A 12,442-nucleotide genomic window follows, 5' to 3' on the forward strand; every position below is an offset into this window, starting at 1 on the left:
TGCCGTTCGTGCGATGTGACCGACGGAGATCAGGTCGTCGGTGACGGTGTACAGCACCCGGTACCGGCCGACCCGCAACCGGTGAAGCCCGGTCGACCCGAACGGGAAGGCACCATCGGGGTACGGCTCGGTGGTGAGTGCGTCGATGGCGGCCAGCACGGCGCGCAGCCCGTTGGGGTCGTCGGCGAGGAACGCGGTGGCCTGGTGGATGGCCTTCTCGTCGAGGGAGACCTGGCGGCTCACGGGGGCTGGCGCGCGGTCGGGCTATTCGGCGATGCCGAGTCGCCGGCGGACTTCGGTGAGCGGGACGTAGTTCGTCTCGCCGCGGGCCTCGCGGGCGAGCCAGTCCTGGGCCGCAGCGGCGTCCTCAGCGTCCTCAAGGGCCTCCCGGGAAGCAGTGGCTTCGAGGGCGCGCAGCCGGAGGAACTCGGCGAGCGGGACGATGACCGCGGCCTGGCCGCCGAGGTGGATCACCTCGTACGGGTCCGTCACGGTCTGCGACTGGACTGGACCAACGGGCTCGGCGGACATCGCGTGCCTCTCCCTTCGGTTGCCGTCGATCCGATCGTAGCCGTCACCTCCGGACTGAGGGCGGCCTCTGGGGCGTCCATCAAGCACGCAATGGGGCACCTGCTGAAGCTACGTGCGGCGGCGCAGAAGGCGACGGAGTCTGTTGATCGTCGCCGAGGAGGACGATTCCGGGGGTGACGGTCTCGCCGGCGACGTCGACGGGTCTGTCGTCGTGGGCAGACCGCTGACGAAAGTGATCTCGCGGACCTGGTGCTCCTTGAGCTGGCCGTGGGCGGCGGCGTTGGCGAGGGCGGCAGCGATGTCGTCGCGTTGCTCGGGGGAGGGCCGGCCGTAGGTGCTGGCGGCGCCGTTCTGGAGCCAGGCAAGCAGGTCGGAGCGGCCGAGGTCGCGGATCTCGAGGGCCGGGTCGCTCATGGCCATTAGGTTGCGTCGGACGCGTTCCCAGGCGCCGAGTCGCTGCCGGAACCGCAGGGCTGTGATCCGGTCCCGGGTTCTCGTGGAGGCGGCCAGGCGTTCGACGGTCTCGGTGGGGATCTCGCCGGCCCGGTCCCGCAGGTAGCGCACGGCGAGGGCAGCGACCCGGTTGGCGGGGTCGTCGAGCACGGGCAGGAGGACGTCGACGTCGACCGACATGCGCTGCAGCGCGCGGCCGAGAACGCGGACGGCGGCCGCCCGGACCCGCGGGCTGCGGTCCGCGACGAGCTTCCTCGCGTCGGGTACGGCGTCCTCGAAGGAGCATTCGCTGAGGCCTTCGAGGGCCACGACGACCCGCCTGATGCGGCCGGACCCGGACGCTCTTGTCGCCTCGTCGAGCGCTGCGCGGTAGACGGTGGTGGGTGCTCCTGCGGCGCGGGTCCAGCGCCAGCGGGCGAGGATCCGGACGCCGCCGGACGGGTCGAGCAGGAGCGGCTCGAGCCGACGGCGGTCGCCGTCCTTGTGTAGGAGGTCGGCGTCGGGGAGCAGTTCGACGGCGGTCACGCGGACGATCGCGCGACGGGACTCCAGCAGCCGCGCCGGGTCGACGAGGACCTGGTCGCCGTCCGCGGACCGTTGGATCAGCTGGCGAGCGCACCAGAGGGCGATCGGCGGATCCGGGTCGCGCAGCGCCCGGTCGAGCAGATCGTCCGAGGAGAGCAGGTCGCGTGCGCGTGCGGCCGACAGCGCCCAGACGCGGCAGGCGCGCTCACCGACCCGAGTCAGGGCGAGCAACTGGTCAGGCTCACCATCGCGGACACCCGTCAGGTAGTCGGACGCGGAGCTCGACCCGCGCCGGCGATGGACCAGCCGCAGCATGACGCCGACGACGGCGGCGACCTCGTTGGCGTCGTCGTAGCGGTGAAGGGTGGCGGCGGCACGTTCGGCAACGTTCGGGACCCAGTCATCGCATCGGACGGCGACCGCGGCGGCTACGGCCGGGCCGCGGGAGTTGGCCAGCAGCTCCACGGCCCGTTCGCGGACTCGTCCGTCGCGCGACATGGACGCCGCGACAGCAGCGAGTGGGTGCGGCACCGCACCGGAGACCGGCCACGCCGTCCCGCGTGCCGTCCCGGGAAGAAGAACGTCGGACTCGATCCGTCGCGCGAGCTCGTCCAGGCGCATCCACTGGTCGCCGTGCAGCGCCTCGAGGTCCTTGCGGAGCGAAAGGGCGCGGTCGTCGTCGGCGGACTGCACGAGCACCGCAAGGCGCTCGAGCAGCTCGGCCAGCCGTGCATCCCCACCCACGAAGACCATCCTGCCCACCGAACGGTCGCTGACCCAGCAGGTTTCCGTGCAGCGCCCTGATGGGTGTGAAGCCGTCGCAAGGTCAAGACCGGGATAACGCTCGGGGTCCAGGACCCCAGTCAGCGTGAGAGGCCGCCCTCGGGCGTGCCGATCCCCCACGATTCTTGATGTTGGTGCGGCACCATGGTCCACATGGGAGGGCTGGCACTGGCGAACGAGCCGATCGTTCAGCTGCTGGTACTTCTATACACCGCCGGCATTCTGGTAGTCGTCGTGGTTGACAAGATCTCTGATCGACTCGCGTGGGTCTCGGATCGACTCGACCGGATCTTCCCGGGGCGGTTGAGGCGTCGGGAGCGGCGTGATGAAGTGCGCATGCTTGAGCGGCGGCGATGGTCGCGATTCACCGGCCTTACCGAAGAAGAGAGGGCCACGCTGGCGGCAGCCGATGCCGTCCAGCAGCGGCGGGCAAGGATCCTGGCCGGCCTCATCGTGGCTCTCTGGGTGGTGGTTGGGGCCGGCTTCGTTGCGACGGCTTTCGGCTGGCTGGGCTGATATGTAGTGCCGTCATGTTAAGGGACGCCCAGTTCGGCGCCGCCGGGTCGTAGTTCCCGGCGGTGCCTTCGTTGTGTGTCCCGGTCTCGTTGGCGTGGCGCCACCACCGCGTGATCCGTCCGTCTTGTGGGTTCCAGGGCGCCCTCGAGCCCGAGGAACGCGCCGAGCGCTTCGGTGGGCGGCTTCCACAGCATTAGCCGGTTGGGCGCGTCCCGGCGACGAAGGCGACTTGGAGACCTACTGGTCTCTCGTGCAGGGGAGTGGGCGCGCCGACCTGGTCTCGGATCAGTTCCTTGAAGGCGGTGCTCGAGGCCGATGCGGTCGTGCGCACGGTGACCCTTGCGTCTGGAGCCTCGATGGGTCTGATTTGCGCGACCGCGACGAGGGAATGGCCGGCCTGACGCTTGGTGCCCATGACGCCTGCACGCGTTGGTCATGTCCTTAGCCCCGGTCGTTCATGAAGCACGTCGTCGCTATGGATGCGCTGACCTATCCCGGGTCCAAGGTCGCGCCCGTCACGCTCGTTGCTCGCGGGCGCCGGGCTCGACGGGTGTTCGTGTCACGACGGTGTCACGGCGAGAAGGCTCGGGTACGGCTGCGGTCATGCGTGACGGCGACGCTGAACGTTGCGTCGTTCGGGCGCGCGCGGTCTGATCTCATGGGCACCTGTCGCTCGGCTGCCCTCCCTTGATGGACCACCCAGTCGGCCTAGTGGCGGTAGTATACGCAAGCCCGTATATTGGAGGTGGCAGGTTGCCGGCGCGGGAGTGGGAGGTCGAGCAGACCGACCAGTTCGGGGACTGGTTCGAAGCGCTGTCTGAAGACGATCAGGAGGAGATCGCGGCGAGGGTGGACAAGCTCGTGGAGTTTGGGCCAGGGCTAGGTCGTCCGCTCGTGGACACGGTCACGCAGTCGGCCACCCCCAACATGAAGGAACTGCGGTGCGGGAGCATCCGCATCCTGTTCTGCTTCGATCCTCGGCAAGTCGCCATCTTGCTGATCGGGGGCGACAAGCGGGATCGCTGGTCGGAGTGGTACCGCGAGTTCATCCCTGTTGCGGATGAGTTGTACGAGTGCTACCTGGATGAACTTAGACAGGAGGGGTTGCTGTGAGTGGTCGAGGGAGTTGGAAGGAACTCAGATCGCGCACGCTTGGCCCCGATGTAGAGCAGCGCCCTGGCTATAGGGCGGCTAGGCAGCGGATTGAAACCGAACTTGCAGAGCATGCGAAAACTCTTGGCGACCTTCGGCGGGCGAGAAGCTTCACTCAGCGAAGCCTTGCAACGTCGCTCGGAGTAAGCCAGGCGCAGGTTAGCCGAATTGAGAATCAGGCGGATCTCTACCTCTCCACTCTGCGCTCCTACGTCGAGGCGATGGGCGGGCAGCTCGAGTTCCGGGTTCGCTTTCCGGATGCGAGCGATGCGGTCGAAGTCACCGTAGGGGAGGTCACGGGCTCCCGGCCGTCTACGCCGGAGGTGGGACGAGTCGGCGATGCGGGGGCGAGTTCCGGGGATCATGACCCCTTGAGGTCTACAGGCGCGATCGGAGACGCTCACGTGGAGGCCTTGATCAAGAAGGTAGTCATGATTGTCGGGACAGGCGCCCTGCAATCACCAACTCAACGAGTCTCGCGAGTTCATAGCGGCCCAGCCGGCGGCATAGACACTGACCGAGTATCGGATATGGCGCAGATCAACGCAGTCTTCGAGGAACTGATCCAGAATGTCTAACGCACCAGACATCACTAAGACTCTCGCAGCTGTTGACCGCAGCGTCGCGCTCTCGGACCTGCGCCTGGTCGGTCTCAAGGTGTCGACCGGAGATCTGCTAGAGGGCTCTGAAGTCGAGTCTACGGTAAAGCAGTCGCACAAGGTGCGCGTAAGTGCGAACGGTTTCCACATCGAGTGGCGATATGTAGCTACCGGCATGGATGTGGATTTCGACACCGAGCGCTACCGAATTGAGGCTGACTACGAGTTGGTCTTCTCCTTGCCGTCCGGACTGTTCTCAATCTTCCAAGAGAACTCAGAGGTGGCCGAGGCCTTTGGCTACGACGTCGTCAAGGATGTGGATGAGACTATCGCCAAGAGCTATGCAACTGTCTATGTGACGCCATTAGTTGCCCCAAAGTTCGAGGCCCTTTGCCAGCAAGTCTGCTCGAATCTCGGAGTGGATCCAGTCAAGCTGGATCACTGGAATCATTCGCCGGACAGGTTTCTGGAGCTCTTGGCCATCTATGCAGCCAAGAATGCTCAGTCGGAACATGAGAAGGGCAAGGCTTCCCAGCCGACAAGCGCTCGACGCAATCGAACGAATACAAGGCCGAAGGCGCGTAAGACGTCCGCTACAGAGTGAGTCCATTTGAGTGGGTCCACAAGTGGGTACTTCGCTATCTCAGTCACGCTGAAGCAACTTGGAGTGCCGCGTGGACACGGCGGCCAGGAGGTCGTTCCACTCAGCCCGCACCTAGCCAACGACAGCGGGCAGTCCGCGATCGACGTTACGAGTTTGACGCGTACGCGACAATCGGGCGACGTCCGGCGGACAGTGTGCTTCTAGTAACCGGGTGCGCCCGGTGAGAGTCGAACTCACGGCTGGCGGATCAGAAGAAGATACGCCGTCGTCCAAACACGCATCTACCAGGCACTCTGCCCTCGCGGTCAGTCACTCCGTTGGCTCCACGGCACACCAGTGACCGCGGTTTCGCACCACGTTTGATTCCATGACGAGCGCCGCTCGCAACCTGTCGGTCATCGACATGGAGAGTCTTCGTGTGATGTTGGATGAGTCACCAGCAGGAAGCCTTCGAGATCGCGACGATCCACCGCGTGGTGAGCGCGTGAATGCGAGGGGGACGGCTCCCCAGACCGTCACGAGCGAACTCCCGCGGGAGAGGCTGCTAGTTGTCGATCTGCTCTTCCAGCAGCGATACGAGCCTTTGGAGATTCGCTGGACTGCGTGTTAGGCCGATGTATGCAAACGGCCAGTGCGGTCCGGAGTACTCCTGATCGACGTAGCCGAGCTTCTTCAGCCCCGCGTGTCCCGCCGAGATAGTCTGTAGGAGGCCGCCCAGGATCGCGACGGGACCGAACCCGCTCGTGGTCAGGTCCAGGACTACCGCGCCCCCACCAGCGACCATCGAACCCTTGTCGAACCCAGACATCCAATCCATCCGCCCCTCTTCCAGGCGGTCGAGCAGACTTCGTGTCACTCCCTCCACGGTTGCCGCTTGGCCCCTGATCTGGAACTCGTCCGCCAGGTTGGCCTGCCAAGTGATGAGGGCGCGGTGCTCCTCTCCTCCGTAGAACTTGACGAGGGTGCGGAACCGCCTCTTCGGCGGGGAGGCGATGTCCAGCAGCCGGAGAAGCTCGAGGAGGCTCTCTGCCAGCTGCGCGTCAGCGCGAAGTGACCGGGAGTCCTTAGGTGCGGCCATGGTCACTCGGCTGGCATCGTCGCTGACGATAGACAGGAAGGCCTTGTCAACATCCTTGATGAGGTAGGGGGCGCGTGCTCCCACATCCTGGAATGCGTCGCCGTGATTGAAAGCGGCGCGAAGGATGGTGGCGGCGATCTTCCGATCCTGCGCGGGCCCCTTAAGGCCGCTGGCCTCCCGAAAGGCCACCTCAAGGGTGCCTGGGTGGACCTTGCGAGGGGCATTCTTCTGTCGCGCCAGCTTGGCTAGCCTTGCGACCTCGAGTGGATGCTCCTCGAGGTACTGATCAGCCTTCTCGATGCCACGTTCGTCGCGAGCGATGATCACACGACGTTGCGTGACGTCAGGGATGCCCTGATCGTGAAGTGCGATGGACCGGATGGCCCCGTCGACCGTCTTGTCCCACGAGGCGCCGGGAAATGGGTGCTTGGACCGCCAGTTCTGGTCCAACAGCCACTTCTCCCGACCGGCGATCCTGATCAGCCCTGTCTCTACGAGGGAGACAAACTCTCGGCCGCTCAGGCGGCAGCTGGGGTCGTTGATGTAGGCGCTGCTAGGCGACCAGAGGTTGAGAGGAAGGCTTGTGGCAACCATCCGGTGTAGGCGCCGGTACACCAGATGACCATGATCGTTGATGTGACAGAAGGTGGGGAACTGAGCGTCGGCAGTCATGTGCTGCTCCAAACAAGCCGCTGCACCGAGTCAGGTGCGCCTGGGTCAAAATCCCTATCGCTGATACCTAGAATGACAAGAGGCTGCTCGCCTACGTTCACCACGGCGTGAGAGATCAGGGGTGGCACCTGCACTGCAAAGATGCCGCTCCCTTGCTCTTCGTGCACAGGTATGCCGGCTGAATCTTCGTGTGCGAGGACCCATTCGGTTAGCGCAACCACTACAAGCACTTCGTTCTTGTGGCGGTGGAAGTGGTTTCCCCTCACGTTGCCGGGCAAGAGCGTGGTGACGTGGAGATCCCGAGGAGTGAACCATGCCGGAAGCTCGGGCGACGTGACACTCGCGCTGGCACCGCGCCCATCCGCTTCGGAAGAAATCTTCACGGCGGCAAACTGAGTGAACGTGGCTCTTCCCTCCGCTGAGTCCACAACCCCGACAGACCGAGTGTGACGTTACCGTCGGCGGCGGCCGACCGCTGGCGATCACGATAAGCCGTGCCCAGTGTCGGGAAGCCCGCGAACGTGCACGGGGGCTACCAGGTAACTGGGTGCGCCCGGTGAGAGTCGAACTCACGGCCGGCGGATTAGAAAGAGATCTGCCGTCGTCCAATCGCGCATCTACCAGGCACTTTGTCCTCGCGGTCGGTCACTCCGTTGGCTCCACGGCACACCAGTGACCGCGGTTTCGCACCACGTTTGATCCCATGACGGGCCACTCGCGGATGCGTCTGCAGGGTCACGTCTCGGCTGCCGTTCGTGCGATGTGACCGACGGAGATCAGGTCGTCGGTGACGGTGTACAGCACCCGGTACCGGCCGACCCGCAGCCGGTGAAGCCCGGTCGACCCGAACGGGAAGGCACCATCGGGGTACGGCTCGGTGGTGAGTGCGTCGATGGCGGCGAGGACGGCGCGTAGTCCGTCGGGGTCGTCGGCGAGGAACCGCGGTGGCCTGGTGGATGGCCTTCTCTTCGAGGGTGACCTGTCGGCTCACGGAGAGGGTGTGTGAGCGGGCTATTCGGCGATGCCGAGTCGCCGGCGGACCTCGGGGAGCGGGACGTAGTTGGTCTCGCCGCGGGTCTCGCGGGCGAGCCAGTCCTGGGCGGCGGCGGCGTCTTCGGCGTCCTCGAGGGCCTCCCGGGTGGCGGTGGCGTCGAGGGCGCGCAGGCGGAGGAACTCGGCGAGCGGGACGATGACCGCGGCCTGGCCGCCGAGGTGGATCACCTCGTAGGGGTCCGTCACCGTCTGTGGCTGGATCGGACCAACGGGCTCGGCGGACATCGCGTGCCTCTCCCTTCGGTTGCCGTCGATGCGATCGTAGCCGTCACGTCCGGACGCGGGGCGACTGCAAGGACGCCGGCGACACGCTCCGGCCACGCTGACAAGCAGCTCAAGGACAGTCATGATCAACGCACCGTGAAGTTCGACGGTGTTGGTGCGACAGAGGCAAGGCAATGGCAACCGACGTCAGAGCTGTTGGCGAGCGGCTGCGTCCACCACTGACTGCCTGAGCGCTCGGAGGCTGGCCCGCTCCTGCTCATCTAGGCTGCTCCCCGGTGTCAGCAGTTGCGTGACGGCCGTCCTGACGTCCTCACAGATCCAGGCGAGCTGCCGGCGCGCTTCGTCGCGCTCCTCTTCATGGGTCCCGCCAATCAAGGCGTCTTCCTCGTCGCGCTTTCGCCAGTCGTCCTCGAAAGCGCCGAGCTCCACACGCAGGTCTTCGATGCGCCCCTCGGCTTCGGTCGTCCTTTTGCGCCACATCTCGACCTCGCGCACACGCTCGGCGAGGTTAACTCCGAGTTCCGTGACCTTCTGGCGCTCCGCGTTCAGGTCACGGATCGCGTTCGCCAGCTGGTGCTGAAGGATCTCCACCCCGTGGTTTACGGTCGCCGCGACGCTGTCGCTGCTGGCGTCCTCCTGGAGGTCGAACTCGAAGTCGCGGTACTTGCCTCGGCGCAGCCGGTCAACGAGCTTGCCGGCCTGGCGGGCGGCCTCCTTGCGCCAGAGCAGCACCACGAATACGACGACCACGGGCCACTTGAGGTGGTCCACGAGGTCCAGGACGGTCTCAGCCATCGGCGGCGAGGTCCCCCGCATGTTCAGGTAGGCCTTCTTGGCCAGAAACTCAGACATCTCGTCGTGGCCCATGCTGTCCTCCCCCTCGTGTGGCGCGCTCAGGTCCAGGACGCGGTCGGTGTCGTGTAGCGCCGGGCGGGCGGCTCGTCGTCCTCGGAGGCGTCGTCCCAGCTCGGCCGTTCAGCTGGGATGATGAGCCCGTCGTCGATGAGCTTCTGGGCGACCTGGCGCCACTCAGGCTTCTGCCCGTCGTCCAGCCAGAGGTGCAGTAGCAGCTCCCATTCTTCGAGGCCGCGGTTGGGGAGAACCGCGTACCGTCCCTCGTCGAGCGCTGCGGCCACGGCGAGGATTATGGCGATCTCCTGCTGGCTCATTATGTGGCCGCGGATGCAGTGCTTGAGGGCCCAGGCTGTGTGCGAGCGGGCCTCTCGTTCGTCGTGCATGGTCCCCCCGAGTCGTTGTCACTCGTCCGGGCCCCGCATTGGTACATGAGGGGCCGGTGGCTGGTCATGGCCCCGTCGCGTTTGCCGGCGAGACTGCTCGATGTCGAACCCGAGCAGATGGGCTCCGAAGGTGGCGCATGGCCCTAGGTGGTCAGTCCGACCGGATTGCCGTCTGGATCCGCCACCCCAGATCCATGACGACTTGGTCGTCTGACAGACCGGTCCTGCTCGGTGTCCCAGGGTCTCACTCTTGCAGGTGGAGGCGCGTCGCGCCCGACCAGAGACCTCTGGTTGTCAGGTCAATCGTTGGTCTCCGCCTCGGGCTTTGTATCCACGTCCTTCACCGCTGACTGCGCTTGCTGCGACGTACTCCGAGCCGCAGGTGAACGGGGTTGGACAGCACGTCCTCGACGAGCAGCGTCAGCAGTCCGGATTGGACGATCGACAGATGGACGCGGAACGCTGTCCGCCACGCCCGCAGCTGCCACTTCCTGCATAGCGAGGCGCTCCTGGTACTTGAGGCCGCGAACATCGACCAGCAACCTGACGTGATCGTCAACAGGGGTGTTTGGATTCTCGGCCAGCCGGTGGTCCCGGCGGATACGCAGGATCGCGACCCGCACCGCGTTGTCGTCGTCACCGTCACCCAGAGAGGTTTCGATCTCCTTGAGCATGGTGTTGACCCGGTCGCGCGAGGCGGACTCAGGGTAGTCGTGGATGAAGCCGTTCACGACGCGGTCCAGTCGCCTTGTACGGCGGCGTTCGTCCTCGAACGCCGCCGCATCCCGGAGGAGCCCTGCGAGGGTTCTGAAGAGTGCCTGGAAGTTGTGCTTGATCGTGCTAGCTCCATCGTTCGCGTGGAAGGGGACGAGCGCAGTCACCTCACGGGCAAAGCCGATCTTCTCGATGTGGGCATCGGGAACGGCCTCGGCGTAGCGATCGGCGAACGCAGATCTGAGCGCGTTCCACATGGAGCCATCATGCTGATGAAGACGATCCAGGACATCCTTCGTGGTGAGGCTGTCGGCGTCCCGAGACGACAGCCGCAAGAAGTTGACGGCGTACCGGCGGGCGCCAGCGACGGCAATGGCGACGGGAATCAGGTCCTCTGGCTCACGCACGACCACACCTGCGTCTACTCGGAGCTCCTGAGCCTCCGCCCAATCCGAGAGCTGGACGATGAGATCTGATCGAAGAAGCGGCTTGCCGTTGGCTTCGCCGCGCTTGAGCTTGCTGACGGCGCGCACCCCCGCTTCGTCGCCGTCGAGGAGCGCCACGCACGGTGGTTTCGTCTGGTCGCGTCCACGGGCGAGATAGACCATGTACGGCACGCTGTCGGCTGAGCCGGCGGGCACGATGGTGACCGCATTCAGGTCCAGAACCTCACTGTGAGGGGCTCCGCTCGAGCGAATCCACGTGGACAGGCCCGCAAGCAGCACCTGGTCGGCGGCGCCCTCTACGAAAAGGTTAGCGCCCCCGATGAATGCCGTCTCAGCCACGTAAGCCCCCAATGAGGAGCGGAGAGGCTCGTAGTGGTTCTTTGTCGCGTCGTGCACGACCCGCGTTCCCTCGTCACTGCGCCCCTTGTCCACAACGCGGATCCGGTGCCCTGCGTTCCGATTAAGCAGGAATGGGGAGTGCGTGACGTAGACAACCTGGTCCTGTCGCGCACCGTTCTCGGGTCGAGCGAAGTCCTCCAGGATGCGCAGCAGATCTTGCTGTCCGGAGCTGGACAGATACGCGTCTGGCTCGTCCATCGCCAGGATTTCGATTCGCCCCTCGGGACGCTGGTGGGCGCGGAGCTGGATGTAGTAGCTGAGGAAGTATCTGAGCCCGCGGCTGCGCTCGCTAAATGAGTAGTCCGTCCCCGTCCGGTCGCGGATAGTGAAGACTAGTTCATACTCGCGAGGGGACAGGCGGAGCTGGAACTGATCGTCCTGGGCCCACCAGCGCGAGAGGTTGAGATGCCGCGCTAGTGCGTCGTTCATCTGTTGGATGATCCCATTGACCTCGCCTTCCCGCCCCGCGGCCATTGCATCCGCGAGGTCGGCGAATGCCTTCTCGTCGACCTTCGCCACCGTCAGTAGAAGTTGCCGACCCAGCTCGTGCTCGGCTTGTCTGACTGCATCGGCCCGTTCCAGGTCTGCGAGAGCCTGGTGCAATGCCGGGACCTGAGCCAAGAGCTCCTCAGAACTCGTCCACGACTTGGACGACAAAACGTCGAGAACTTGAGTTCGCCGACGTCGATCCAGGCCCAAGGAGCTGCGGCCGCTAAGGGCCGCGATCGGGATGCTGTCAGGTAGCCCAATGTCGGTCTGAAGCGCGAGCCAGGCGGGAAGGAGGGCCTCGAACCGCTTCAGCTCTTCGGCGCTCAGATCGCGGCGCGGTCCGTCGTCCGTGCCGAGCAGAAAGGTCGAGCCCTCGCCGGGTCGGAAGAACCACACCTGATCGCCGCGTGTCCTGACACCGACGTCCCTGAGGAACTGGAGGTCCGCGTCGTCGACGACCTCGAACAGACCGCCGAACTCGGGGTAGCGCATCCGGCCGCTCTCCACCGAGTAGAGGCTCGAGTAGCGGCAGAAGTCTCGCCGTTCGATCCCGTCGCCCTTCAGGAGGATCTCAATGGCATCGAGGAGGTGGCTCTTGCCTGCCTCGTTGGCGCCGACGACAGCCGTGACCTCAGGATCGAGGTCGACCCGGACATGTGGGTACCAGCCTTCGTCTGTCAATTCACACTCGAGTGGCTTGGCGCCGATCTTGGCCTTGCGCTCGTAGTCATAGTTGAACGACTTGTAGAACCTGATGTACACCCGCTTGAGCCGCACGTGCAGTCCTCACCTCGGCCGAGGCAGCCCCTGCTGCGCCCGTGTTGTAGCAGCCTAAGTCGGCAGGCAAGTAGGAGGCAGGCTTTCCCGCTGCCGGCGGCGACGCATTCGACCATGGCTCGCGTGGCGGACTGGCGAACTAGAGGGACGACCGGCACCAGCCAGTTCGGCTTCGGTCGGAACCGTGG

12 protein-coding genes are annotated in these 12,442 nt (G+C 65.3%); 4 read left to right on the plus strand and 8 right to left on the minus strand.

What is annotated here, in order from left to right; translation table 11 throughout:
* The 3 genes from ECOMGDLI_RS23985 to ECOMGDLI_RS23995 form a co-directional block, all read right to left on the minus strand.
* On the minus strand, positions 1-243 hold a 243-nt coding region (locus ECOMGDLI_RS23985), incomplete at its 3' end, for a type II toxin-antitoxin system RelE/ParE family toxin (protein ID WP_088319415.1).
* Positions 244-264: 21 nt separating this feature from the next.
* Complete coding sequence (locus ECOMGDLI_RS23990; protein WP_143447887.1) at positions 265-492, minus strand: hypothetical protein; 228 nt, start codon at positions 490-492, stop codon at positions 265-267.
* A gap of 147 nt (positions 493-639) precedes the next feature.
* Complete coding sequence (locus tag ECOMGDLI_RS23995; RefSeq protein ID WP_088319383.1) at positions 640-2,262, minus strand: HEAT repeat domain-containing protein; 1,623 nt, start codon at positions 2,260-2,262, stop codon at positions 640-642.
* Between the two features lie 183 nt (positions 2,263-2,445).
* Here ECOMGDLI_RS23995 and ECOMGDLI_RS24000 point away from each other — a divergent pair, with 183 nt between their 5' ends.
* The 4 genes from ECOMGDLI_RS24000 (at position 2,446) to ECOMGDLI_RS34005 (ending at position 5,163) form a co-directional block, all read left to right on the plus strand.
* Positions 2,446-2,808, plus strand: a complete 363-nt coding sequence (locus ECOMGDLI_RS24000; protein WP_143447888.1) for a hypothetical protein — start codon at positions 2,446-2,448, stop codon at positions 2,806-2,808.
* Between the two features lie 690 nt (positions 2,809-3,498).
* Positions 3,499-3,921, plus strand: coding sequence for a type II toxin-antitoxin system RelE/ParE family toxin (locus ECOMGDLI_RS24010; RefSeq protein WP_088319386.1), 423 nt, complete (start codon positions 3,499-3,501; stop codon positions 3,919-3,921).
* Positions 3,918-4,538, plus strand: coding sequence for an XRE family transcriptional regulator (locus tag ECOMGDLI_RS36965; RefSeq protein WP_198955140.1), 621 nt, complete (start codon positions 3,918-3,920; stop codon positions 4,536-4,538). The genes ECOMGDLI_RS24010 and ECOMGDLI_RS36965 overlap by 4 nt, the downstream gene beginning before the upstream one ends.
* Complete coding sequence (locus tag ECOMGDLI_RS34005) at positions 4,531-5,163, plus strand: hypothetical protein (RefSeq protein WP_143447889.1); 633 nt, start codon at positions 4,531-4,533, stop codon at positions 5,161-5,163. Before ECOMGDLI_RS36965 ends, ECOMGDLI_RS34005 begins: the two co-directional genes overlap by 8 nt.
* A gap of 544 nt (positions 5,164-5,707) precedes the next feature.
* On the opposite strand, the gene ECOMGDLI_RS24020 is transcribed toward ECOMGDLI_RS34005, so the two are convergent.
* The 5 genes from ECOMGDLI_RS24020 to ECOMGDLI_RS24045 form a co-directional block, all read right to left on the minus strand.
* Entirely contained in the window at positions 5,708-6,913 is a 1,206-nt protein-coding gene (locus tag ECOMGDLI_RS24020; RefSeq protein WP_143447890.1) for a hypothetical protein, read from the minus strand.
* 1,011 nt (positions 6,914-7,924) lie between these two features.
* Positions 7,925-8,152, minus strand: a complete 228-nt coding sequence (locus tag ECOMGDLI_RS24030) for a hypothetical protein (protein WP_088319388.1) — start codon at positions 8,150-8,152, stop codon at positions 7,925-7,927.
* A gap of 225 nt (positions 8,153-8,377) precedes the next feature.
* Positions 8,378-9,058, minus strand: coding sequence for a hypothetical protein (locus ECOMGDLI_RS24035; protein WP_088319389.1), 681 nt, complete (start codon positions 9,056-9,058; stop codon positions 8,378-8,380).
* Between the two features lie 26 nt (positions 9,059-9,084).
* On the minus strand, positions 9,085-9,429 hold the full coding sequence (locus ECOMGDLI_RS24040; RefSeq protein WP_088319390.1) for a hypothetical protein: 345 nt from the start codon (positions 9,427-9,429) through the stop codon (positions 9,085-9,087).
* Between the two features lie 299 nt (positions 9,430-9,728).
* Positions 9,729-12,254 carry an AAA family ATPase gene (locus ECOMGDLI_RS24045; protein WP_088319391.1) on the minus strand — a complete coding sequence of 842 codons (2,526 nt, stop codon included), beginning with the start codon at positions 12,252-12,254 and terminating at the stop codon, positions 9,729-9,731.
* Positions 12,255-12,442: the final 188 nt, after the last annotated feature.

This window comes from Kineosporia sp. R_H_3 (assembly GCF_002198675.1).
GTDB lineage: Bacteria > Actinomycetota > Actinomycetes > Actinomycetales > Kineosporiaceae > R-H-3.

What these genes read in the sequence shown, in the direction of transcription:
- ECOMGDLI_RS23995 (WP_088319383.1), bottom strand. Translation starts at nt 2,262, where the DNA reads ATGGTCTTCGTGGGTGGGGATGCACGGCTGGCCGAGCTGCTCGAGCGC.
- ECOMGDLI_RS24000 (WP_143447888.1), top strand. Translation starts at nt 2,446, where the DNA reads ATGGGAGGGCTGGCACTGGCGAACGAGCCGATCGTTCAGCTGCTGGTA.
- ECOMGDLI_RS24010 (WP_088319386.1), top strand. Translation starts at nt 3,499, where the DNA reads ATGGACCACCCAGTCGGCCTAGTGGCGGTAGTATACGCAAGCCCGTAT.
- ECOMGDLI_RS34005 (WP_143447889.1), top strand. Translation starts at nt 4,531, where the DNA reads ATGTCTAACGCACCAGACATCACTAAGACTCTCGCAGCTGTTGACCGC.
- ECOMGDLI_RS24020 (WP_143447890.1), bottom strand. Translation starts at nt 6,913, where the DNA reads ATGACTGCCGACGCTCAGTTCCCCACCTTCTGTCACATCAACGATCAT.
- ECOMGDLI_RS24035 (WP_088319389.1), bottom strand. Translation starts at nt 9,058, where the DNA reads ATGGGCCACGACGAGATGTCTGAGTTTCTGGCCAAGAAGGCCTACCTG.
- ECOMGDLI_RS24040 (WP_088319390.1), bottom strand. Translation starts at nt 9,429, where the DNA reads ATGCACGACGAACGAGAGGCCCGCTCGCACACAGCCTGGGCCCTCAAG.